Genomic DNA, 22,354 nt, shown 5'->3' with positions numbered 1-22,354 from the left:
CGGGGGCGACCGGTTGTCAGCCCTGCACGAGCTCGGCCTGCGTCCGCTGGCGGCCGCGCTGCGCGACGGCGAGGTGACGCCGGTCGAGGCGACCGCCTACTTCCTGGCGCGCATCGAGGCACACACAGACCTCGGCGCCTTCGCCGAGGTCACGGCCGAGGCCGCGCGCCGGCGCGCGGCCGAACTGGGTGCTCCGCCGGCCGATCCGCCGGCGCTGTGGGGCGTGCCGCTCGCCGACAAGGACCTCACGGCGCGGGCCGGCGTGCCCACCCGGTACGGATCGCGCGTCAACGCCGACCACGTGCCCGCGCACTCGGATCCACTCGCGGTCGCACTGGACGAGGCCGGAGCGATCAGCCTCGGCAAGACCAGCACGCCCGAGTTCGGGCTCACGGGCTTCACGGAGACGCGGGTCGGACCCCCGGCCCGCGACCCATGGGGCCCGGCGAACGGCGCGGGCGGCTCGAGCGGGGGCGCGGCGGTCGCCGTCGCGTCCGGCCTGCTGCCGGCGGCCCCGGCGTCCGACGGCGGCGGCTCGATCCGCATCCCAGCCGCGACCGTCGGCGTCGTGGGACTGAAGCCCTCGCGCGGGCGGGTGCCGGCGGGGTCGGGCCTCGACTCGCCCGACGGACTCGCGGTCGCCGGCCCGATCGCCCGAACGGTGGACGACGCGGCGATGCTGCTCGACGTGCTCGCGGCGGGTCCGTACCGGTACGCGACGCGAGCCCCCGGCGACGGCCCCTTCTCGGAGGCGGCCCTGGTGCTGCCGGGCACCCTGCGGATCGGCGTGACGACCGCCTCGCCCTGGGACGAGAGCATGGACATCCGGCTCGACCCGGCCGCGCGCGGCGCGCTCGACGAGGCCGTGCGCGTGCTCGCGGGCGCGGGACACGGGATCGAAGACGTCGGCTGGGCGCCGACCGGCTACGGCGACATGTTCATGATTCTGTGGCGCGCGTCGGCCGCACGCATCCCCGTGCCAGATGCGCGCCTCGGCGAGGTGGAGCCGATCACGGCATGGCTCATCCGCGAGGGGCGAGCCCTCACCGCCGAGCGACTGCTCGGGGCGTACGCGGCGGCCCGGGCCTTCGAGCGCGGCACGATCGCGGCGTTCGCGTCGTTCGACCTCGTGCTGACACCCGCGCTGGCGCTGCCGCCCCGTCCCGTCGGCTGGTTCGCGCAGGACGACCCCGAGGTCAGCTTCACGAGACAGTGCCAGTACGCGCCCTACAGCAGCTTCGTCAACGTCTGCGGCCTCCCGGCCGTGACCGTCCCGGTCGCGACGGCACCCGACGGGCACCCGGTGAGCGTGCAGCTCATCGGGCGTCCCGGCGGCGAGGCGCTCATCCTGCACGTCGCCGCGCATCTCGAGCGCTCGCGCGGCGCCCTCGCCTGGCCCTCCCTCTGACGCCGGCGCGGGGTGCCGCGCACGACGATCTCGCGCGAGTTTGCATCACCGCCGCCCTTCGCGCCTCTCACTGAGTGGGGCGTGCACCCTGCCGCTCCCCTCCTACGAGGACGCGGCGAAAGGGATTTGCGATGACGCAAGCCGAATCGGGGACGCTGACAGGCGCGATCCCCACGCTGGACACCGACGGGGTGCCGATCCACCTCGTGACCGCCGAGCCCGCGCTGCGGGTGATCGCGCAGGGCGCGGCGCGGAGGTCCCCGCGCCCGCTGGCCGTGGCGTCGATCAATCTCGATCACCTGCACCACTTCGGCCGGCACACGCACCACGCCGCGACGACCGAGGGCGGACCGGTCGAATGGCTGAATCTGATCGACGGCTCCCCCATCGCCGCGTACGCGCGGCGCGAGACCGGCCTGGCCTACCCGCGGCTGTCGGGCAGCGACCTGATCGCCGACGTGCTGCGCCTCGCGGCCGACGAGGACCTGTCGATCGGCGTGCTCGGCGGCGACCCCGCCCTGTGCGCACCGCTGCGCCAGCGCCTCACGCAGCGGTGGCCCGGCGTGCGGTTCGCCGGACACTGGACGCCGCCGCGCGCGCAGCTCAGCACGCCCGAGGGCGCCGCGTCCGTGGCCGAGAGCATCCGCGAGGCGGGAGCGGACATCCTGCTCGTGTGCCTCGGCAAGCCGCGGCAGGAGCTGTGGATCGACACGTACGGCGCCCAGACGGGCGCGGGGGTGATGCTGGCGTTCGGCGCCGTCGTGGACTTCCTCGCAGGACGCGTCGCCCGCGCGCCGCGGTGGGTCTCGCGCGCCGGGCTCGAGTGGGCCTGGCGGCTCATGCTCGAGCCGCGACGGCTGGCGCACCGCTACCTCGTGCAGGGACCGCCCGCCTACATCGCGCTGCGCCGCTCGGCGCGCGCGATCGTGCGACGCCCGGCGCTCGGGCCGGTGGGCCGCCATGCCTGACGCACCGCCCGGGCAGCCGGGCCGTTTCGCGACGGAGGGCCGCGCCGAGATCGCCGCGATCGTCGTGACGTACCTGAGCGCCGCCCACCTGGCGACGCTCATCGCGGACCTCCGCCGCGAGGCCCGTGACGTCGCGCTGCGCGTGATCGTGGCCGACAACTCGCCCGACGACGCCACCGTGCGCGTCGCCCGGCGCCACCCCGACGTGATCGTCGTGCCCACGGGCGGCAACCTCGGCTACGCCGGCGGCGTGAACGCGGGGCTGGCGCGCGCGGGCGACGCCGAGGCGGTGCTCGTGCTCAACCCCGATCTCTCGGTGCGCGAGGGGGCCCTGCGGGTGATGCTCGCACGCCTGCGCGCCGACGAGCGGCGCGGCGCGGTGGTGCCGCGCATCGTGGACGAGACGGGTCGCACCGCGCGGTCGCTGTTCCGAGAGCCCGGCGTGCTCCGTGCGCTCGGCGACGCCGCGCTCGGTCCGCTGTGGCCGCACCGTCCGGGCATCCTGTCCGAGAGCGTGCGCGACGCGCGTGCGTACACGCGCGCGCACGACGTGGACTGGGCGACGGGAGCCGCGGTGCTGCTGTCGGCCGCTGCCGCGGCGCGCGTCGGAGACTGGGACGAGCGGTTCTTCCTGTACTCCGAGGAGACCGACGCCCTGCGGCGCGTGCGGGACGCGGGGTTCACCGTGCATTACGCGCCCGAGGCGCGCGTCGCGCACAGCCAGGGCGGATCGGGGTCGTCGCCCGCGCTCGACGCTCTGCTCGCCGTGAACCGCGTGCGCTACATGAGGAAGCACGCGCCGCACCGCGCCGCACCGTATCGCGCGGCGCTCATCCTCGGAGCGGCGCTGAGGGCACCATGGTCGGCGCCGCACCGTGCCCTGCTGCCCGTGCTGCGCGACGAGCGGCGCTGGGTCGACCTGCCTGCCGCCACCTGGCGCGGCGGCGACAGCGGGCCCTGCGCGGTCGCCGCGGTGATCATCCCGGCGCACGACGAAGCGGCGGTGATCGAGCGCACGCTGGCCCGCCTCGCCGTCCCGGCGGCATCTGGCGCGATCGACGTCGTCGTCGTGTGCAACGGCTGCCACGACGACACCGCCGCACGCGCGCGGGCGTTTGCGGGCGTGCGCGTGATCGAGCTGGCGGTCGGGTCGAAGCCCGCCGCCATCAACGCGGGGCTCGAGATGACCACGACACGGCCTGTGCTCGTGCTGGACGCCGACATCGAGCTGCCTGCGGCCGCGATCCCCGGGCTCGTGCGCGCACTGGACGGTGCCGGCGCGGTCGGCGGGCGTCCGCCGTTCGAATACGACCTGACCGGCGCGGACGCCCTGGTGCGCGCGTACTACCGCGCACGCCGACGCATGCCGCACACGTCGGCCGCCCTGTGGGGCGCGGGCGTGTACGCGCTCACACGCGAAGGCGTGAGCCGCGTGGCGCCGCTGCCGGGGGTGACGGCGGACGACGTGCACGTCGACCGCAGCATCGCGGCGCACGAGAAGCGCATCCCGCCGCTGGCGCCTGTGCGCGTGCGCGTGCCGCTCACCGCGAGCGCGCTGCGAGCGACCCTGCGGCGTGTGCGGCGCGGCCCCGCGCAGCAGGGCGTGGACACCGGCCGCGGCACGCTCGCCGCGCTGCTGCGCACCGCCACGACGCCCGCCCGCGCCTGGGACGCCGCCGTCTACGCCGCCTTCGCGCTCATCGCGCGGCGGGACGCGAGCGGGCGGATCTCGCGGCGGGGGCGGTGGACCGACTGGGAGCGCGACACCTCCACGCGCCCCGCCACGGCCTGAGACCCCGAGCTCGGCAGCCCGCCCGCCCCTGGGCTGCCGGGCTCGGCCACCGCACCGGCGCCCGCAGCGGCAGACGCCTCGAGCCGCGGCGAGGCCCACGGACAGCGCCTCCCGCTCCGACACCGGCTCAGGCAGCGGCACCGGCAGCGGCAGCGGCAGCGGCTCGGGCACGAGCGCGCAGGGGTGCCCCACGCGCCGCGCGCAGCCAGTCGACGCCGATCCGCGCGTCGGCGTACCCCACGGCCCGCACGGCGGCGGCCAGACCGACGAGCAGGAAGAAGGCACCCGCCGACATCGCGAAGCTCAGGCCGTCGAAGAACGCGAACAGCACCACGGATGTCACCAGCGACGCCGCCACACCGCGCCCCAGCGCCGCGACATCCGCGAACGGCGACCGGCGCACGGCGCTCACCGCGCTCCACGTCGCGGTGAGCACCACCGCTGCGAACGCGACCAGACCGAGCACACCCAGCTCGAGCAGGATGAGCACCCACTGGTTGTCGAAGATGTAGTACCGCGGCAGGAAGGTGCCGAAGCCCACCCCCAGCACGGGGCTCGCGGCGAGGAACTCCGGCACGCGGGCGAGCCCCTCGGTGCGCGAGAGCGTGCTCGTGTCGGAGCCCACGCCGCTGAACAGGTCGACGACCGTGCCGAACAGTCCCGGCACCGCGACCACGGCGGCCACCGCGGCCAGGATCCCTCCGACCGCGACGACGCCGCGGTACACCGCCGGCAGCGCGGGCAGGGACGCGACGATCGCGACCGCGAGGCCGATCATCCCCGAGCGGGAGACCGACAGGAGCGCCGCGAAGGCGATGAGGGCCGCGGGGATCCAGTTCCACGGCAGGCGGCCCCGACCGGCGTCGGCCCGGATGACCCCGAGCGTGATCGCGAGCGGCAGGATCGCGCAGATCACGGCCGAGAACTCGAGCGGATGCGTGGCGGTGGCCGCGGCACGCGTGAACATCCCGCGCTCGGTCACGCCCGCCTGCTCGATCGTGAAGCCGGGCAGCAGGTCATACAGCCCGAGCAGGCCACGGCCCGTGACGAACTGCGCCAGCCCGAGCAGCGACAGGAGCGCGCCGGCCACCACGAGCCGCCCCACGAGCGCCTCGACGTCGCGCAGCGTGCGGAGGCCGTCCATCGTCACCAGCACGACTCCGCCCCACGACAGCAGCCGCACCAGCGACGTCATCGCCGTGGTGTCCTGGCCCTCCGGCTGCCCGCGCAGCATGGCGGCGGCGAAACTGATCAGCGCGACCACGAGCAGCGCCACGCAGGCCCACCGCACCGGCTGGGGGGCCGGGGTCACGTCGATCGCGCGGGCCTGCAGCCGGGCGAGCACCCACCACATGAGCAGCAGCACGCCCCACAGCAGCGCGGGCCGTCCGAGCGATCCGAGTGCCGCGAACGTGAGGTTCGAGGGGATGCCGAACAGCAGCACGATGTACACGGTCACCATCGTCAGCGCCGTGCCCGTGCGCGGCCGGCGAGCCAGCGCCCCTCGTGAGGCCGAGACCGGCCGGGTGAGCCCGTCGACGCGCCCGGCGCTCACGGCGCGCTCGCTCTCCCCGCCCCGACCGGCTCGGGCAGCGGCTCGGCCGCCCCTGCCTCATCCGGCTCCGGCTGGGCGAGGCCCTCGCCCTCGGGCGCCGTGCCGGTCCGGCGAAGCGGTCGGGTGCGATCGCGGCGACGGGCGCCCCGCCGGGCTCCACGCCGCCTGCGCCTGCTGCGCACGAGCCCGTCGACGGCAGCCGCCAGCAGCACCGACAGCAGCGCGATGGCCGCCCCCGCCCCGGCGGTGAGGGTCATCCGGTCTCTGTTCCCGAGCGTGCTCTCGGTGTCGACGGCGATCGGCGAGATGCGCACGCGCGACTCGTCGGGCACGCTCTGGGACGTCTGGAGATCGTCGAGCGCGAGTCGGCTCTGGGCGAGCATGAAGTCGATGAGCTCGGTGGCCGACTCGTCGCTGGCCGCCGTCACGGTGACGAGCACCATCGGGCCCGGGGAGCTGGGATCCCGCGTCACAGAGACCTCGGCGCCGTCGTACCGGTCGAGCGCGTCCGCGACGGCCGGCGCCCCCGCTACGGCGCTCACCAGGACATCGGCGGCGGTGTTGAGGCCGCCGAGATAGAGGAAGGGGTTCGGCGCGAGCGTCTCGGTCTCGGTCTCGCCGTCCTCGCCGTCCTCGACCTCCACCTGGATCTCGATCTCCGGCAGCGTGGCCTCGGCGGGCAGCAGCAGCTGCGTCGCCGTCCGCTCGTAGCTCGGGGGAACGTGCATCCACGTGGCCACGGCGGCCGATGCCGCCAGCAGCAGCCCGGGCCCGACGATGTACCAGCGGCGCAGCAGGCCCCGCAGGGTCTCGGCGATGTTCATCGGCTCTCCTCTGCGGACGGACGGATCGCGCGGCGCGCGGCGCGGGCGGTGAGGCCGCGGTCGACGCCGACGGCGAGGGCGCCGGCAGTGAGCAGACCCGCGGCCGACAGCGCCGCGACGGCGGCGGCGATCGCCACGCGGGTGGGAGCGATGTGCTCGATGCGCAGGCTCAGCGGATCCACGCGCGGCGTGATGTCCATCCGGTTGCCCGGCTGCCGCTGCACGTAGCTGCTGGTGTACACGCGGGTGAGGGCCTCGCGCTGCCGCAGCGCCACCCATTCGCGCGTGGGCCCGACGATGCGGATGTCGAGCACGGCGGCGCCATAGCTGGGTGTCCACTGGTTGCCGTAGTCGAGCAGGCCGACCAGCACCCCCTCGCGCAGCCCGGCACCGTAGTACGGCGCCTCGACGGCCGAGTAGCGCACGGCGGCGCGACCGGGCACGACCTCGGCGGCCACCGCGCCCGCGAACGCCACGACGTCCTCGTCGGCCCGGGAGCCGTCCAGGCTCAGCGTCGACTCGAACTCGTACAGGAAGGACACCGTCGTGTGGGTGGAGTAGACCCCGGCCGCCGAGGAGGCCAGGTGCACGGTGAGACCCCCGGCGCCGCCGAGGACGACCAGCACGACGTACCACCGGCGCGCGACGATCACGAGCAGGGTGCGCAGCGTCATCCGGCGACCGCCAGCGCCTGGGCACGCGCGCTCGGCGCGTCGTACACGTCGTGCTCGACCACCCGCAGCACATCGGCCTGAGCGCGCGCCCACCCGCTGCGCGCCGTGCCGGCGATGCGCAGCGCGTGCGCGTCGCGGTCGGGCCGGTCGACCGCCGCGACCAGCGCCCCCGCGATTCCGGCCGGGGTGGGGCGCGCCCACGCGGCCGCGGGGCCCGGCAGATCGGCACGCGCGTACGGCGAGTCGCCCACCACCGGCACCACCCCGGCGGCGATCATCTCCTCCGCCACCAGCGAGATGTTGGTGAACGACATCGCCACGCCGGCCACGCAGCCCGCGTACAGGGCGTTGAGGTCGGCGGGCGACAGGCGCCCGTGCTGCGTCGCGGGGAACGGCAGGCCGCGCGCGACGTCGCCGTAGATGTGGATCGGCACGTCGGGTCGCCGCTCGTGGAAACGGGCGAGGGCCAGCCGCGCCAGCTCCCAGCCGCGTCGCGCGACACCCGGCCGCGCGTACGCCACCACGCCCTCGCGGCGCACACCGCGCAGCGGCCGGTACACCTCGGTGTCGCAGCCGAACGACGTGACGTCGGCCTGAACGCCCACCTCGTGCCGCAGGGCCGCCGCCACCGCCTCGCCCAGGGCGATGCAGCGGAAGCCGAAGCGATAGGTGTCCTCCGCGAGCGCGTAGGCTGCGCCGCGGGGATGGAACCAGGGCTCGTAGTCCTGCACGAAGTACAGCCGGCGCATGGGCGAGCGCCCTCGTGTGGCCAGCACATGCGCGGTCTCCCACGAGGAGGCGATCGCGGCGTCGACTCCCGAGATGCCGTCGGCCGCGGAGCGCACCTCGGCGCGCACGCGGGGCCACCAGGAGCGGATGATCCGCTCGCGCTCGACGAGGTCGGCACCGCCCCGGTCCGCGAGGAACAGCACGCAGCGGTGTCCCGCGGCCTCCAGTCCCTCGACCATGCGGAACAGCGTGGTGTGCCCTCCCGAGCCCGGGCCGGGCGAGGTGGTGACCCAGCCGATCGTCAGCGGCGATCCGCGCGGGGGCGCGACATCCGGCACCGGCAGCAGCAGGCCGGCGGAGTCGGCCACGTCGGCGTCGGCCAGGCCCAGCTCGGACTCGCCCCCGCCCAGCCGTGCGGCGGCGAGCTGACCGGCCCGCCGCGCGAACGCTCCCGGTCCCTCGCGGCGCAGCAGGCGCATGCCCGCTCGCAGCGAGGTCATGCCGCCCCTCCGAAGGCGGGACGGGTCTTCACGGCCCGTGCGGCATGGGCGCCGTGCCCCGCTGGGTGTCCGGCACCTTCCGGCCCCGCAGCGGACAGCGGCTCGTAGACGCCGGTGCTGTGCCAGCGCCGCCAGCGCGCATCGGCCTCGCGGCGGCGGCGCAGACGCGGCAGCGCGCCCGCCGCCAGCGCGGCGGTGTGCGGCCACGTCGACGCACGCCGCCGCGCTGCCTCGAAACGACGCCCCTCGGGCGTCGCGAGCACGGGAGGCCAGATGTCCACTGCGAGGTGGCGCAGCTCTTCAGCGGCCTCGGTCGCCTGTCCGCGATCGAGGTCGCGTCGAGCCTGCCGGAGAGCCCCGAGCGCGACCGCGCGCTGCGCCGACCCGCGCAGCTCATCGGCGTCGGCGATGCCGTCGCAGAGCGTCTCGAACGCGGCGCGCAGCTCGCGCAGGAACACACGCGGATCCTGCGCCTGCATCGAGAGGCTGGCGTCGTGCTCGCGATGCCACGCCTGATCGCACCCCTCGAGGTAGGCGACGTCGGCATGCGCCGCGATCCGCAGCCACAGCTCCATGTCGTGCGTGTGCGCCAGCTCTCGCTGCCCGCCGATGCGCTCGAGCACGCTGTGGCGCACGACGACCTCGGGCGAGGTGATGACGTTGTCGCCCGCCGCGCACCGCGCGGCGAGCCACGCGCGGCCCTGCCACACCGTCCATCCGGTCACCCGGCTGCGCGCCGGGGGGCGTCCGTGGCGGAAGTGCAGCGGATGCCCGTAGACCAGACCCACCGAGGGGTGGTGCTGCATGACCGCCACCGCGCGGCGCAGGGCGCCCGGCGTGAGCAGGTCGTCGGCGTCGAGCCGCACCACGAACTCACCGCGCGCGGCCGCGAGGCCCCGGTTGAAGGTCGCGACGGGCCCGACGTTGAGCTCGTTGGCGAGCACCCGCACCCGCGGGTCGGCGGCGAGGCGCCGGGCGACGTCGAGACTGCCGTCGCGGGAGGCGTCGTCGACCACGATGACCTCCACGTCGACGCCGTGCTGGGTCAGCGCGCTGCGCACCGCGTGCGCGAGGTACTGCTCGTAGTCGAAGCAGGGGATGACGACGGAGACCAGCACCAGCTCTCGCGTCGGCAAGGGCGCACGGAACTCCGCCGCGAGCTCGCGGGGTGCGCTCTGGTATCCGCTCATGTCCGCCCCTCTCATCGTCGGCTGCGACCGTCCGCCCGCGTCGCCGACCGGATGGTGGCGACGGTCAGAGGGAGTCGCCGCCCCGCGCCGTTGATACCTCTTCCGGTGCGGCATCCGGTTCGCGTGCGGCACCCGCCATCGGCGCGTCGGTCGGGCGGGGCGCGGCGCCGGACCGCAGCGATCGCACCCGCGCCAGCAGCCACGGCCCGACGACCAGCAGATACGTGGCGGCAGCCCCCGCGCCGCCGGCCAGGAGCGCCGCGAGCGGCGAGGCCAGCAGGGCGTCGAGGCCCCATCCCACGGCGGCCGCGGGCAGGACCGCGATGGTGGGCCGCAGGCACGCCCGCAGCAGCGGGCGCAGCCGGGCGCCCGCACGGCGCACGGCGAGCAGGTATCCGGGCAGGATGAGCGCCAGCGCGACGGCGACGTGCACCCACGCGGCGCCGACGATGCCGAACAGCGGCGTCGCCACGAGCATGCCCGCCACCAGGGCGATGAGCGACGCGACCTGGATCCACAGCACCGGCGCGCTGCGTCCCTCGGCGTACAGGTACGACGCGAACAGGTCGAACACCACGCGCAGCGCGCCGTAGACGCCGAGCGCCGCCAGCACGGGCGCGGCCGGCAGCCACTTCTCGCCGTAGACCACCTCGACCAGCGCGGCCGAGAGCACGGCGAGCAGCGCGCCGGCCGGCAGCGCCGCCGCCCATGCCACCCCGGTCAGGGCGGCGAGCGCGCCGCCCGCCTGCCCCGAGCGGGCCTCGCCCGTGCCGGGTTCCCCGGTCCGCGAGAAGTACGGCAGCGCGATCGACCGCACCACCTGCGACAGCGCGCTCATCGGCCAGTTCGACACGTTGAACGCCAGCACGTAGTACCCCAGGCCGACGACCCCCACCGTGCGCGCCAGCACGACGTTGTCGGCGTTGAGGAGCGCCCAGGACAGCAGGTTGGCGGCCGCGATGGGCACGCCGAACGCGAGCACGGCGCGCAGCTGGGAGTGATCCAGGCCGAACCGCGGACGGACGCGGGCGAACGCGAACAGCAGGACCGACCCCGTGGCCTGGGCGGCGACCCGCCCGATGGCGAGCGCGAGCGCACCGAAGCCCGCCGCGACGAGGCCCAGGGTGACGACCGTCGACACGATCAGGTCGCACACCGCGACCACGAAGAGCTCGCGCTGCTGGAATCGCCGCTGCAGCATGCCGTACGGCACGACGGTCGCGCCCGCGAGCAGCAGCGTCACCGACAGCACGGCGATGACCGGGCCCGCCTCGGGGCTGCCCAGCAGGGCGGCGGTCGGCGCGCTCGTCGCCGCCGTGGCGACAGCGAGCGCCGCGCCCGACACGAGCCCCAGCGTCGCGACGGTCGGCGCGATGCGCTCGGGGTGCGGCGACCGGATGATGTCGGCCGAGAGACCGAGGTCGGCGAGGGTCATGAGCACGCCCTGCACGGTGATCGCGATCGCGAACACGCCGAACTGCTCGGGCGCGAGGATGCGGGCGAGCACGATGCCGACGACGACGCCCCCGAGCCGCAGCACCAGGCTGCTGACACTGCTCCACGCGGCCCCGCGCGCGGCGCGCGCCGCCAGGCCGGGCTCGGGCGCGGCTCGTGTGCTCCCGGCGCGCATCACGTCCCCAGCGCCCCGTGGATCCTGCTCCGGATGCGCCAGCGCAGCGCTTCGACGGGGCGGACCGCCACGCGCCGCGTGCGGTCGCCCGTGCCCGCGGCGAACACGGCCCAGCGCCATGCGCCGGACCGCACCACGCCCGGGTCGATGTCACGTGCGAGCGCGAGCATCCGGCGACGCGCGTGCGCCCCTTCCTCGCCGCCCGGGAGCGGCGCCGACGCGAGCGCCAGCTCTCGCGCCACCGCGCGTCGGGCCCGCTCCGCGAGCCTGCCCGGCTGTCTCAGTCGGACGCCGTCGACCTCGAAGAACAGCTCGAACGCCTCCTTGACGCTGATGGCGTCGTCGAGCAGTCCGCCGTACACGGTGCGGTGCATGTTGGCCCCGTGCAGGCGGTAGTAGGCCTGCACGGGGCCGTTCACGCGTCCGATCCGGCCACGCGCCGCCGCCCGCAGCCACATGAGCATGTCGGCGGAACGCGGCAGCGACGCGGCGTAGCCGCCGATCTCGTCGTACACCGAGCGGCGCATCACGACTTCCGGATTCGTGGGGATGTTGCGGCCGCGGCGCGCGAAGTGCCCGATCCATTCCTCCCCGTCCCACACCGTCCACCAGGAGTGCTTCCGTGCCGGCGCGGGCAGTGCCCCGAGTGGCGCCGCCCGCCTGAACTCGTCCGCGTGCTCGAACTCGTCCCCCTGCTCGAACTGCTCGACCCGGCCGTAGACGAGCGAGATGCGGCGATCGTGCTCGAACAGCGCGGCGGCCCTGGCCAGGCTGCCGGGCGCGAGAGCGTCGTCGGCGGAGAGCAGAACGACGTACTCTCCCCTGGCCCGCGCCAGACCGTCGTTGTACGTGCGGATGTGCCGCATGTTCTCGGCGTGCTGCACCAGCGTGACCCGCGGATCCGCGTCCGCGAGCTCCCGCGCGACGGCGTCGCTGCCGTCGGTCGACGCGTCGTCGACGATGATCACCTCGACCGGCACGTCCTGCGCGAGTGCCGACTGCACCGCCGTGGGCAGGTACCGCCCGTAGTTGAAGTGCGGCACGACGACGGTCACGAGGCCGCCCGTCGCGGGCGGAAGGCTCTTGCCGAAGGTCACCACGCCGCCCGCTCCCCTCCCGTCACGCGCCGACCGCGGCACGCAGCGCGTCGGCGACCGCCGTCTGCTGCGCCTCCACGAGGTGCGGGAACATCGGCAGCGACAGGATGCGCTCCGCGGCCGCCTCGGCGACGGGGAACTCCCCGCGGAGGTGGCCGAGGTGCGCATAGGCGCCCGTGAGATGCAGCGGGGTCGGGTAGTGCACGCCTGCGCCCACGCCCGCATCGGCCAGCGCGGCAGCCACGCGGTCTCGCTGCGCCACGCGCACGACATACAGGTGCCAGACATCGACGTTGCCGGCGCGCGTGACCGGCAGCCGCACATCCCCGACGCCGCCCAGCAGCTCCGCGTAGCGGCAGGCGGCCGCCCGACGCGCGGCGTTCCACGCCTCCAGGCGCCGCAGCTTGGCGCGCAGCACGACCGCCTGCACCGCGTCGAGGCGCGCGTTGACGCCCACGCGGTCGTGCACGTACTTCGTCGTGCTGCCGTGGGCCTGCAGCGACCGCACGGTCTCGGCGAGCGCCGCATCCGACGTCGTCACGGCCCCGGCGTCGCCCGCCGCCCCGAGGTTCTTGCCGGGGTAGAAGCTGGTCGCGGCGATCGCTCCCACGGCGCCCGCGCGCCCTGCGGGCCCGGTCGCGCCCTGCGCCTGCGCGGCGTCCTCGACCAGCGGGATGCCGTGGCGGGCGGCGATCGGCGCGATCCGCTCGAGCGGCGCCATCTGCCCGAACAGGTGCACCGGCACGATCGCCCGCGTGCGGGGCGTGATCGCGGCCGCGACGGCATCCGGATCCATCAGCAGGTGCATGTCGTCGACGTCCACGAGCACCGGCACGGCGCCGATGCGGCTCGCGGCGGCAGCCGTGGCGATGAAGGTGTTGGCGGGCAGGATGACCTCATCGCCCGGCCCGACGCCGACGGCGCGGTACGCGAGCTCGAGCGCATCCGTGCCGTTGGAGACGCCGACCGCGTGGCGGGTGCCGATGTACGCGGCGTACTCGCGCTCGAACGCGTCGACGTGCCCGCCGCCGATGAAGGCGGCCGCACGCAGCAGCTCGTGCCACGCGGGCAGCACCTCGTCGGCGATCTCCTCGGACTGCGCGCGCAGGTCGAGGAACGGCACGGCGGGGGAACGGGGAACGGCGGCCGCCATGACGGTCGAGGTGGGCACGGTGATGCTCATGCGTGAGGCTCCAGGACGCGGGCGGGAATGGGAGGGGGGTAGGACGCGGCCCTCGCCGAGAGACGCCGGGCGGGGACTCCGGCCCACGTCTGACCCGCGGGGACGTCGCGGATCACGGCGGCCGCCATCCCGATGGTCGCGCCGGGGCCGACCACGATGCCCGGGCGCACGGCGGCGTTCATGCCGAGATACGCGGCCTCGCCGATGCGCACGCCGCCGCCCAGGCTGACGCCGGCCGCGAGGGTCGCGAAGTCGCCGAGCACGTCGTCATGCGTGATGGTGCAGCCCGGCATGACCACGACGTGACGGCCGAGGCGCGCATCCGCGGTGACCGTGGCGCCGTCGAGCAGGATGGAGCCCGCCCGCACCGTGCTCGTCGACCCCACACGCGCATCCGCGGCCACGAAGGTCGTGTAGCGCGCGGGGCCGACGCCCGCCGCGGCCAGCCGGCGCACCACGTCGCGGCGCGCCCGGCCCGATCCGATGCACACGAGCAGATGCTCGCGCCGCAGCGCGGCCTCCCCCACGCCGCCGAGCACGGGCACCCCGCCGTACTCCGTGCCGTGCGTGGCGGGGTCGTCGTCGAGGATGCCGACGACACCGGGCGCGCCGGCGGCGAGCACCTCGCGCGCCAGCCCGCTCGCACCGATCAGCAGCACGCTCACGGCGCGGCTCCGCTCGTGCGGGCCGCGGTGCCGATCCATCGCGCGCCGTCGCGCACGACCGCGATCACGCGATCCTGCTGGGCGAGCGTCAGCTCGTGGAACAGGGGCAGGATGAGCGTGCGATCGGTCAGGCGCTCGGTCGCGGCGAGCGAGGCGCCGCCGGTGTCGCGCTCGGCGTAGGCGGGCTGGCGGTGCGCCGCCATGATGCCGCGCCGCGCCGACACGCCCCGCGCGGCGAGCGCGGAGAGCAGCTCTTCGCGGTCCAGCGGGTACGGCCGGCAGACCTCAATCCACAGCGACTGGAAGCTGCTCTCACCGCGCGGCGGGTCGGCGACCACGCGGATGCCCGGCACGTCGGCGAGCGCGGCGCGGTAGCGCGCGGCCAGGGCGCGACGGCGGGCCACGATGGCCGGCAGCCGCGTGAGCTGCACGAGCCCGATGGCCGCCTGCAGGTCGGTCATGCGGAAGTTGAAGCCGACCTCGTCGTACCGCTCGGGCGGCGAGATCAGCGCGGCGTGCCGTTCGGCGGCCGACACGCCCATGGCGTGCTCTCGCAGCCGCCGGGCGCGAACCGCCCAGTCGGCGCGGCTCGTGGTGAGCATGCCGCCCTCTCCCGTGGTGAGGATCTTGCGCGGATGGAACGACCACGCCACCAGCTCTGCGCCCGCCCCGACGGGCGCGCCGTGGTAGGTCGACCCGACGCCGCACGCCGCGTCCTCGATCACGACGATGCCGCGCGGATCGCACAGGGCACGGATGGGCGCGAGGTCGACCGGGATGCCGCCCTGGTCCACCGCGATCACGGCGCGCGTGCGGGGTGTCAGGGCGCGCGCGATGGTGTCGGCCGTCACGTTGCCGGTCGCGGCGTCGACATCCGCGAACACCGTGCGCGCGCCGACGTACGACGCGGCATTGGCGGTGGCGATGAACGACAGCGAGGGCACCACCACGTCGTCGCCCGAGCCGATGCCGGCCACGACGAGCGCCAGGTGCAGCGCGCTGGTGCAGCTCGAGGTCGCGATGGCGTGCGGGGCGTGCATCGCCGCGGCGAACTCGCGCTCGAACTCCGCGACGCGCGGCCCCTGCGCGACCCATCCCGAGGCGATCACCGCCGCGGCGGCCTGCGCCTCCTCGTCGCCCAGCCAGGGGCGCATCACGTCGATGCGCTCGTGAGCAGCCGCGGGCGCCGCGGCCGGGGCGGCCTCCCCCAGCAGAGCCTGCTGCGGCGCGGTCACGCCGTCACCTCCTCGGGCGCGGGCGACTGCCAGTTGCGGTCCTCGATGCGCTGCAGCATCTGCGCCGGCGTGAGCGGGCGGGTGCGGAACCACTCGACCAGCTCGGCGACGCCCTCATGCAGCGGCATAGCCGGCACGAACCCCGTGAGCCGGCGCATGAGCGTCGCGTCGACGAGCAGGCGGCGCACGTCGCCCGGTCGCGCCTCGAGGTGCACGGGGTCGAGGTCGGGGCGCCCGACCAGCCACGCGACCGTGCGGGCAAGCGCCTCGATCGTGACCTCCTGCCCCGACCCGAAGTTCACCGTGCGGCCGATCGCCGCGTCGCACTCGGCAAGGGTCGCCAGGCCCCGCGCGGTGTCGCTGACGTGCATGAAGTCGCGCGTCTGGCGCCCGTCGCCGTAGATCAGCGCGGGCAGCCCGCACAGGTTGCGCACGATCGTGCGCGGCAGCACTTCGCCGCTGTCGCCCTCGAAGTGGCTGCGCGGGCCGTACGTGTTGAACGGGCGCACGACGATCACCGGCAGCCCGTGCGTGCGGTACGCGGCCCGCGCGTAGGCCTCGCCCGCGAGCTTCGCGGCGCCGTACACGGTCTCGGGCCAGGTCGGGTGCTGCTCGTCCATCGGCGCGCGCTGCGCGGTGCCGAACACCTCGCTCGAGCTGACATGCACGAACCGCCCCACCTCCACGGCCCGCGCCCGCTCGAGCAGGCGCAGCGTGGCGGTCGCGTTCACGTCGTGGTTCGTGAACGGGTCGTGCAGGCTGTGCCGCACACCCAGGCACGCGAGGTGGAACACGACGTCGGCGCCCTCGAGCGCCCGCAGCGCGTCATCCGACCGAATGTCGGCCTCGATCAGGCCGATCCGGCGATCCCCGCACCAGCGCACGAGGTTCTCGCGGCTGCCGTTCACCAGCGAGTCCACGACCGTGACGTGCTCGACGTCGCGGCGTGCGACCAGCTCGTCGACCAGGTGGCTGCCGATGAACCCCGCTCCTCCCGTGACCACGACGCGCGCGCCGGCGAGCGGGGTCATGCCGCACCTCCGACGATCGAGGCAGCGGCGAGCGCCGGCTCCGCGGGGCTCTCGACCGCCACGGGCGCTCCGTGCGCCGCCAGGCTGCGAGAGGCCGCCTCCAGCACCGACAGCACGCGCAGGCCGCTGTCGCCGTCGGTGCGAGCGGGCCGCCCCTCGCGGATGGCCGCCGCGAACTCCGCCACGACATTCGCCAGCGCCTCCTGCTCGGGCAGCGCGGGCGACCAGGTGTCGCCGAGTCGGTACGACACCTGCGCATCGCGGGTGCCGGGGTCGCCACCCGCCCGCGCCCCGACGTCGACTCCGCGGTCGAACACGCTGAGCCGCTGCTGCGGATTGAGGTCGTCCCAGACCAGCGTGCGGCGGGTGCCGCCGATCACCATGCGGCGGATCTTGGTGGGGCTGAGCCAGTTGACCTGCACGTGGGCGATGGCGCCGTCCGCGAGGGGAAGGGCGAGGTAGCCGACGCAGGTCCTGCCCGTGCGGAGCGGGTCGCCGCCGGCGGCCGACACCGAGTCCGCCGCGAGCCCGCCCGGCAGCACGAAGTCGAGGATCGCCAGGTCGTGCGGCGCCAGGTCCCACAGCACGTCGACGTCGGGCTGCACGAGACCGAGGTTGATGCGGGTCGAGTCGATGTACAGGATGTCGCCGAGAGCGCCTTCCGCGATCAGGTCGCGGATGCGCAGCACGGCGGGCGTGTAGCAGTACGTGTGGTCGGTCATGAGCACGAGGCCTCGCTCGCGCGCGAGCGCGACCATCTCGCTGCCCGACGCGCGGTCGGCCGCGAGCGGCTTCTCGACCATCACGTGCTTGCCGGCCTCGAGCGCGCGGCACGCCAGCGCGTGGTGGGTGCGCGCGGGCGTCGCGATCGCGACGGCGTCGATCAGCGGGTCGGCCAGCACGGCCGCGACGTCGGTGAGCACGGGCGCGCCTCCCACCGACTCCGCCACGCGCTGCGCGCGCTCGACGTCGAGGTCGCACACCGCGGCCAGGTTCCACGCGTCCGAGGCGCGGAGATTGCGCGCCAGGTTCGGGCCCCAGTAGCCGGCGCCGATCACCGCCGCGTTGTATCTCTCCATCACGCTTCCGCTCCTTGCCGTCGAGAGCGCGTCGCGCGCTCTGCTGAGAACTGTCGGCCGGTGCGGCCTCCCCTGCTCAGAGCGAGCGCCGCCCCCGCTGATACGAAGGCCGCGACGAACGGATGATCCGATGACCGAGACCCAGCCCGCCCGACCCGCGGCTCTCGCCGCCGCGTCCGCCGACGTGGACCCCTCCGCCGGCATCGGCCTCGGCACGCGCATCTGGCATCTCGCCCAGGTGCGCGAGGGCGCCCGAGTCGGCGCGGACTGCATCATCGGGCGGGGCGCGTACATCGGCCCCGGCGTGGTCCTGGGCGATGCGTGCAAGGTGCAGAACCACGCGCTGGTGTACGAGCCGGCCGTCCTGGCTGACGGCGTCTTCATTGGCCCGGCGGCCGTGCTGACGAACGACGAGTTCCCTCGCGCCGTCACGCCCGATGGCCGCCTGAAGGGCCAGGACGACTGGCATGCCGTGGGCGTCACGATCGGACGCGGCGCGTCCATCGGCGCGCGGGCGGTGTGCATCGCCCCGGTCACGGTGGGGGCGTGGGCGCTCGTCGCCGCGGGCGCCGTGGTGGCGAAGGACGTTCCGGCTCACGCCCTCATGGTGGGCGTGCCGGCGCGGCGGGTCGGCTGGGTCGGCCGCGCGGGCCGCCCGCTGGTGCGCGAGGGCGGCGAGTGGGTGTGCCCCGCATCGGGCGAGCGATACATCGAGCGCGACGGCGCGCTCACACCGGCGCACTGACGGCCGGGCGGCGAGTGGGTGTGCCCCGCATCGGGCGAGCGATACATCGAGCGCGACGGCGCGCTCACACCGGCGCACTGACGGCCGGGCGGCAGGAGCCTCAGACCGGCGACGGCATCCAGTTGCGATCGTCGATCCGCGCCAGCATCTGCTGCGGTGTCGCGAGCCCGCCGCGGAACCATCGCACGAGGTCCGCCACGCCGGCTTCGAACGGCATCGCCGTGGTGAAGCCCGTGAGCCGGCGCACCAGGCGGCCGTCCACGAGCAGCCGGCGCACGTCGCCCGGTCGGGGCTCGAGGTGCACGGGAGCCAGGTCGGGGCGTCCGACGAGCCGGGCGACGGTCTCGGCGAGCACGCGGATGGAGATCTCGCGCCCCGACCCGAAGTTGATCGTGCGGCCCACGGCCTGGTCGCACTCGGCGATCGTCGCCAGGCCCCGCGCAGTGTCTCCGACGTGCATGAAGTCGCGGGTCTGCTCGCCGTCGCCGTAGACGAGCGCCGGCAGACCGCAGAGGTTGCGGATGATCGTGCGCGGCAGGACCTCGCCGCTGTCGCCCTCGAAGTGGCTGCGGGGGCCGTACGTGTTGAACGGACGCACCACGATCGTGCCGAAGCCGTGCGTGCGATACGCGGCGCGCACGTAGGCCTCCCCGGCGAGCTTGCTGGCGCCGTACACGGTCTCGGGGGTGGTGGGGTGGTGCTCGTCCATCGGCACGCGCTGCGCCGTGCCGAACACCTCGCTCGAGCTGACGTGCACGAAGCGGCGCACGCCCGCGAGCCGCGCGCGCTCCACCAGAGCCAGCGTGGCGGTGGCGTTGACCTCGTGGTTCTCGACCGGGTCGTGCAGGCTGTGCCGCACCCCCAGGCACGCGAGGTGGAACACGACATCCGCGTCTTCCAGCGGGCGCCGGCCCGCGTCGGAGCGGATGTCGGCCTGCACCAGCCGCACCCGCGGGTCCGATCCCCACTGCGCGAGGTTCGCGCGCCGGCCGTTGACCAGCGAGTCGACGATCGTGACGCGCTTCGCCCGTCGGCGGTTGACGAGCTCGTCCACGAGGTGGCTGCCGATGAACCCGGCACCGCCCGTCACCACGATGCGCGCGCCCGAGAGCGACGTCATGCCGCGCCTCCCGCCCCGGCCGCACGCACCATGTCCCTGACCCGCTGTGCCACGCGCTGCTCCTCGCTCGCCGCGGGGCCTCGCCACGAGGTCCCGTCTCCCGGCGCGGAGGCGCCGGTGAGATGCAGGAGCGCGAGGGCGCGGATCTGATACCGCCGCAGCCCGCCTCGGTCCGCCGATCAGAAGCCGCTGCCGTGGCACAGGAACGGCGCGATGATGCCCGTCTCCTGCGTCGCGAGCGCGAGCGCGTCCGACGGCGCCAGGCCCGCCGCGAGGCTGCCGTGCAGCGCACCGAGCAGCTCGGCGGCCGCGTCGTCCCCCACGGTCACGGGCGCCGCGACGACGCACACGGTCCCCGCGTGCAGCCACGCATGGGCCATGCCGATGGCCTCGGCCCCCCAGCGCACCGACGAGCGTCCCAGCTCGCATGCCGACAGCACGACCGTGCCGGGCGGGCGCCCGATCAGATCGATGTCATAGCCGAACAGCGTGCCGTCGGCCAGGCTCAGGCCCGACATCAGCGGCGAGTCGAGCGAGTGCCTCCCGTGCGCCACCACGTGCAGCACGTCGACCTGCTGGGCCAGCTCGGTCACCGCGTCGACGCGCGCGTCGGCGCCGAGCAGCATGCGCGGCGCGCGGACCTCCGCCTCGGCGCCGCCACCAGCACGGTGCAGCTCCCATGCGAACGCCGCGTTCTCGGCCTCCTCCTGCCCGCGCGCGATGCCGGGCCCGACCACGAACCCGGCGCTGTGCGCCGCACGGCACCCGCCGCGAGAGGCCACCCATCGCGAGGCCGAGCGCGACAGCGTCATCGCTCGGCCCCGCATGCCGGGCAGCATGGTCCACGGGAGCCCCGCGAGAATGCCCGGCGCGGTCACCAGGACGCGGCGCGGCTCGCCCGCCGCGGCGAGCGCCGTGTCCACCAGCAGCGCCGACAACCGCGCCAGGCGACGCTCCAGCGACGTGCGCACGGCGCGCGCCATGCGCCCGCCCGTGAGCGCCGCCGCGACGTCGAGATCGGCGCGGAGGCCGGGCAGTTCGCCCTCCACCGCCGCCCAGTCGACGTCGATCACCGTCGGGTCCCCGTCGGCGGGCACGGCGAGGCACAGCAGCGCTCCCCGGCTGTACAGGTAGGTCAGCATCGCGGTGCCGGGGTCGAGGTGGGCGCGCAGCGTCTCGAGCCCCACACGTGGGATGGCCGCGGCCTCCCCCACCGTGGCCCACTGTCGCTCGCGCACGCGCTCGCGGATCTCCTGCGCACGCGGGTCGTCCTGCCACGCGGCGCCCTTCTCCTCGCGCAGCAGGCGCAGCTCGGCGAGGTCGTGCGCGTGACGGGGGTTGTGCGGCGGCCGCACGGGCGCCACCTGGTGTGCGAAGTGCCGCGCGCGCTCCGACCACTCGAACAGGACGTCGGGGCGACGCGAGCGCATCGCGGCCGCGAGCCCCTCGAACATCAGCCCGTTGCCGTGCATGGCGACCGAGGACGCCACGTCGAGAGCCCCGAACGAGCGCTGCCACGCCGACAGGGTCTCGATGCCTGCGGCGGCGTGACGACGCGCCTCGCCGTCGCGTCTGCGTGCGGCGGCCCGCACCGCCCGGGCCTCGTGCACCATCAGCCGCACCGGAAGCGAGTCGCCATCGCGCAGGCGGGGTGTGCGTCCCGACACATCGCCGCGGCGCGACGCCGCGATCAGACGCGCCAGTCGCAGCGTCTCCGCCTCCGCGGCGTAGCCGAGGTCCGCCAGCTCGGTCGCCGCGCGCTCGACCTGCTCCTCGCTCGGCAGGCGACCGCCGGCGTCGGCCAGCTGCAGCATCGCGCGAAGCCGCACGCCCTCGGCCCGCGCGGCCCATGCCGTGCTGCCGAGGCCGCGGAAGCGCCGCGTCGCCAGGCCGGCGACCTGCGCCGCCCGGGCCGGCTCGTGCGTGAGCAGCGACAGCGCCAGGTGGAACTCCGCCTCGGCGCGGGACTGCGGCATGCGTGCGGCGCCGAACGCCCGCGCGACGCTCTCCAGCGTGCGCTCCGCCTCGAGCACCTGGCCGGCCTCGCGCAGCACCTCGGCGCGGTCGAGGTCGCAGATCGCGACGTTCACGGGCGACGAGGCGATGATGGGGCGGGCCTCGGCCATGCGCTCGAGCGCCGTGACGAGATCGCCCTCCAGCAGCGCCACGTAGCCCGCGTTGTGCACGGTCATGGCCTGGTTGTGCTTCTCGCCGGCCTGCGCGAACGAGTACGCGGCGCGCTCGAGGTCGGCGCGCGCCGCGGCGAGCCGGTGGCGGCGCATCAGCGCCACGCTGCGGTTGACCAGCATGTTGCCCAGTCGCAGCGGATGGGTCTCGGCCGCGATGGCCCGGTTCAGCATCGCGAGCGCCTCGTCGTAGTCGCCGCGCTCGACGGCGAGGGCGCCGAGCTGCCCGTGCAGCACCGCGGCTGCGGACGCCGACAGCCGCCCCTCGGCGCGGCCCTCGCTCAGCACGGCGCGGCAGAGCCGGGCGGCCTCGTCCGGATGACCCGTGCGGGCGAGCACGTACGCGAGCGTTCCGGCGATCCGCGCCCGCTCGTCGGCCGACGCGGCACGCTCGGCCGCCGCGTGCAGCACCCGCCGCGCCGCGGTGAGCCGACCCCGGTTGCTCAGGGCGACGCCGCGCGCGTGAAGGTCATCAGCGGTGAGGCGCATGGCGCACCTCCGCTCGACGCGCCGACTGCCTCTTCCCTCCGGCGGGGACATGGTGCACCATGTCCGGTAACGCTCCGAACCCCCGATCGGAACGCGCTTCCCTACCCGCCCCTACCCTGATCCCGAGGCACTCCCCATGCCCTTCTCCCCCACCAATCACGCGCGCCCGCGCACCGTCATCCACACCGACCGAACGCCCTCGATGTGTCGTCCGCATGGGCGATCCCGGGCGCCGATTCCGTCGCCGTTCCGGG

General features: G+C 75.2%; 18 protein-coding genes. 4 read left to right on the top strand and 14 right to left on the bottom strand.

Features of this window, described 5'->3' with window-relative positions:
- The first annotated feature begins 13 nt into the window (after positions 1-13).
- From ABTW64_RS11860 to ABTW64_RS11850, 3 genes are all read left to right on the top strand, one after another.
- On the top strand, positions 14-1,408 hold the full coding sequence (locus ABTW64_RS11860; RefSeq protein WP_350622627.1) for an amidase: 1,395 nt from the start codon (positions 14-16) through the stop codon (positions 1,406-1,408).
- A gap of 131 nt (positions 1,409-1,539) precedes the next feature.
- Positions 1,540-2,376 (top strand): WecB/TagA/CpsF family glycosyltransferase, encoded by an 837-nt coding sequence (locus tag ABTW64_RS11855; RefSeq protein ID WP_350622625.1) that lies wholly within the window; start codon positions 1,540-1,542, stop codon positions 2,374-2,376.
- Positions 2,369-4,168 carry a glycosyltransferase gene (locus tag ABTW64_RS11850; RefSeq protein ID WP_350622623.1) on the top strand — a complete coding sequence of 600 codons (1,800 nt, stop codon included), beginning with the start codon at positions 2,369-2,371 and terminating at the stop codon, positions 4,166-4,168. Before ABTW64_RS11855 ends, ABTW64_RS11850 begins: the two co-directional genes overlap by 8 nt.
- A 127-nt stretch (positions 4,169-4,295) precedes the next feature.
- Here ABTW64_RS11850 and ABTW64_RS11845 read toward each other — a convergent pair whose 3' ends face one another.
- The 12 genes from ABTW64_RS11845 to ABTW64_RS11790 all read right to left on the bottom strand — a co-directional run bounded on the left by ABTW64_RS11845 (position 4,296) and on the right by ABTW64_RS11790 (position 17,560).
- Entirely contained in the window at positions 4,296-5,723 is a 1,428-nt protein-coding gene (locus ABTW64_RS11845) for an O-antigen ligase family protein (RefSeq protein ID WP_350622621.1), read from the bottom strand.
- A complete protein-coding gene (locus tag ABTW64_RS11840; protein WP_350622619.1) occupies positions 5,720-6,547 on the bottom strand; it encodes a hypothetical protein in 828 nt (275 codons plus the stop codon). The genes ABTW64_RS11845 and ABTW64_RS11840 overlap by 4 nt, the downstream gene beginning before the upstream one ends.
- Complete coding sequence (locus ABTW64_RS11835) at positions 6,544-7,221, bottom strand: hypothetical protein (RefSeq protein ID WP_350622617.1); 678 nt, start codon at positions 7,219-7,221, stop codon at positions 6,544-6,546. Before ABTW64_RS11835 ends, ABTW64_RS11840 begins: the two co-directional genes overlap by 4 nt.
- Positions 7,218-8,450, bottom strand: coding sequence for a rhamnosyltransferase WsaF family glycosyltransferase (locus tag ABTW64_RS11830; RefSeq protein WP_350622615.1), 1,233 nt, complete (start codon positions 8,448-8,450; stop codon positions 7,218-7,220). Before ABTW64_RS11830 ends, ABTW64_RS11835 begins: the two co-directional genes overlap by 4 nt.
- Positions 8,447-9,640: a glycosyltransferase family 2 protein gene (locus ABTW64_RS11825; protein WP_350622613.1), complete on the bottom strand. Its 1,194-nt coding sequence runs from the start codon at positions 9,638-9,640 to the stop codon at positions 8,447-8,449. The genes ABTW64_RS11830 and ABTW64_RS11825 overlap by 4 nt, the downstream gene beginning before the upstream one ends.
- A 64-nt stretch (positions 9,641-9,704) precedes the next feature.
- Positions 9,705-11,270: an oligosaccharide flippase family protein gene (locus ABTW64_RS11820; RefSeq protein ID WP_350622611.1), complete on the bottom strand. Its 1,566-nt coding sequence runs from the start codon at positions 11,268-11,270 to the stop codon at positions 9,705-9,707.
- Positions 11,270-12,367: a glycosyltransferase gene (locus ABTW64_RS11815; RefSeq protein WP_350622609.1), complete on the bottom strand. Its 1,098-nt coding sequence runs from the start codon at positions 12,365-12,367 to the stop codon at positions 11,270-11,272. The genes ABTW64_RS11820 and ABTW64_RS11815 overlap by 1 nt, the downstream gene beginning before the upstream one ends.
- Before the next feature lie 22 nt (positions 12,368-12,389).
- Positions 12,390-13,550: a DegT/DnrJ/EryC1/StrS family aminotransferase gene (locus ABTW64_RS11810; protein ID WP_350622607.1), complete on the bottom strand. Its 1,161-nt coding sequence runs from the start codon at positions 13,548-13,550 to the stop codon at positions 12,390-12,392.
- Positions 13,547-14,215 carry an acetyltransferase gene (locus tag ABTW64_RS11805; RefSeq protein ID WP_350622605.1) on the bottom strand — a complete coding sequence of 223 codons (669 nt, stop codon included), beginning with the start codon at positions 14,213-14,215 and terminating at the stop codon, positions 13,547-13,549. Before ABTW64_RS11805 ends, ABTW64_RS11810 begins: the two co-directional genes overlap by 4 nt.
- A complete protein-coding gene (locus ABTW64_RS11800) occupies positions 14,212-15,369 on the bottom strand; it encodes a DegT/DnrJ/EryC1/StrS family aminotransferase (RefSeq protein WP_350622887.1) in 1,158 nt (385 codons plus the stop codon). The genes ABTW64_RS11805 and ABTW64_RS11800 overlap by 4 nt, the downstream gene beginning before the upstream one ends.
- A 77-nt stretch (positions 15,370-15,446) precedes the next feature.
- Positions 15,447-16,481, bottom strand: a complete 1,035-nt coding sequence (locus ABTW64_RS11795) for a dTDP-glucose 4,6-dehydratase (protein WP_350622603.1) — start codon at positions 16,479-16,481, stop codon at positions 15,447-15,449.
- Positions 16,478-17,560, bottom strand: coding sequence for a Gfo/Idh/MocA family protein (locus ABTW64_RS11790; protein ID WP_350622885.1), 1,083 nt, complete (start codon positions 17,558-17,560; stop codon positions 16,478-16,480). The genes ABTW64_RS11795 and ABTW64_RS11790 overlap by 4 nt, the downstream gene beginning before the upstream one ends.
- 130 nt (positions 17,561-17,690) lie before the next feature.
- Between ABTW64_RS11790 and ABTW64_RS11785 the strand changes: the two genes are divergently transcribed.
- Positions 17,691-18,305 (top strand): acyltransferase, encoded by a 615-nt coding sequence (locus ABTW64_RS11785; protein ID WP_350622601.1) that lies wholly within the window; start codon positions 17,691-17,693, stop codon positions 18,303-18,305.
- A 100-nt stretch (positions 18,306-18,405) separates the two neighbouring features.
- Here ABTW64_RS11785 and ABTW64_RS11780 read toward each other — a convergent pair whose 3' ends face one another.
- Both ABTW64_RS11780 and ABTW64_RS11775 read right to left on the bottom strand, forming a co-directional pair.
- A complete protein-coding gene (locus ABTW64_RS11780) occupies positions 18,406-19,425 on the bottom strand; it encodes a dTDP-glucose 4,6-dehydratase (protein WP_350622599.1) in 1,020 nt (339 codons plus the stop codon).
- A 179-nt stretch (positions 19,426-19,604) separates the two neighbouring features.
- The gene (locus tag ABTW64_RS11775) at positions 19,605-22,100 is read right to left on the bottom strand and encodes a CHAT domain-containing protein (RefSeq protein ID WP_350622597.1); all 2,496 of its coding nucleotides are present in this window, start codon (positions 22,098-22,100) and stop codon (positions 19,605-19,607) included.
- Positions 22,101-22,354 lie beyond the last annotated feature (254 nt).

The sequence above is a fragment of the Microbacterium sp. NPDC096154 genome, from assembly GCF_040302945.1.
Classification (GTDB): Bacteria; Actinomycetota; Actinomycetes; order Actinomycetales; family Microbacteriaceae; genus Microbacterium.
This window is presented reverse-complemented; position numbering and strand designations above follow the sequence as displayed.

What these genes read in the sequence shown, in the direction of transcription:
- ABTW64_RS11855 (WP_350622625.1), top strand. Translation starts at nt 1,540, where the DNA reads ATGACGCAAGCCGAATCGGGGACGCTGACAGGCGCGATCCCCACGCTG.
- ABTW64_RS11850 (WP_350622623.1), top strand. Translation starts at nt 2,369, where the DNA reads ATGCCTGACGCACCGCCCGGGCAGCCGGGCCGTTTCGCGACGGAGGGC.
- ABTW64_RS11840 (WP_350622619.1), bottom strand. Translation starts at nt 6,547, where the DNA reads ATGAACATCGCCGAGACCCTGCGGGGCCTGCTGCGCCGCTGGTACATC.
- ABTW64_RS11835 (WP_350622617.1), bottom strand. Translation starts at nt 7,221, where the DNA reads ATGACGCTGCGCACCCTGCTCGTGATCGTCGCGCGCCGGTGGTACGTC.
- ABTW64_RS11830 (WP_350622615.1), bottom strand. Translation starts at nt 8,450, where the DNA reads ATGACCTCGCTGCGAGCGGGCATGCGCCTGCTGCGCCGCGAGGGACCG.
- ABTW64_RS11825 (WP_350622613.1), bottom strand. Translation starts at nt 9,640, where the DNA reads ATGAGCGGATACCAGAGCGCACCCCGCGAGCTCGCGGCGGAGTTCCGT.
- ABTW64_RS11820 (WP_350622611.1), bottom strand. Translation starts at nt 11,270, where the DNA reads ATGCGCGCCGGGAGCACACGAGCCGCGCCCGAGCCCGGCCTGGCGGCG.
- ABTW64_RS11810 (WP_350622607.1), bottom strand. Translation starts at nt 13,550, where the DNA reads ATGAGCATCACCGTGCCCACCTCGACCGTCATGGCGGCCGCCGTTCCC.
- ABTW64_RS11800 (WP_350622887.1), bottom strand. Translation starts at nt 15,369, where the DNA reads ATGCGCCCCTGGCTGGGCGACGAGGAGGCGCAGGCCGCCGCGGCGGTG.
- ABTW64_RS11795 (WP_350622603.1), bottom strand. Translation starts at nt 16,481, where the DNA reads ATGACCCCGCTCGCCGGCGCGCGCGTCGTGGTCACGGGAGGAGCGGGG.
- ABTW64_RS11790 (WP_350622885.1), bottom strand. Translation starts at nt 17,560, where the DNA reads ATGGAGAGATACAACGCGGCGGTGATCGGCGCCGGCTACTGGGGCCCG.
- ABTW64_RS11785 (WP_350622601.1), top strand. Translation starts at nt 17,691, where the DNA reads ATGACCGAGACCCAGCCCGCCCGACCCGCGGCTCTCGCCGCCGCGTCC.
- ABTW64_RS11780 (WP_350622599.1), bottom strand. Translation starts at nt 19,425, where the DNA reads ATGACGTCGCTCTCGGGCGCGCGCATCGTGGTGACGGGCGGTGCCGGG.
- ABTW64_RS11775 (WP_350622597.1), bottom strand. Translation starts at nt 22,100, where the DNA reads ATGCGCCTCACCGCTGATGACCTTCACGCGCGCGGCGTCGCCCTGAGC.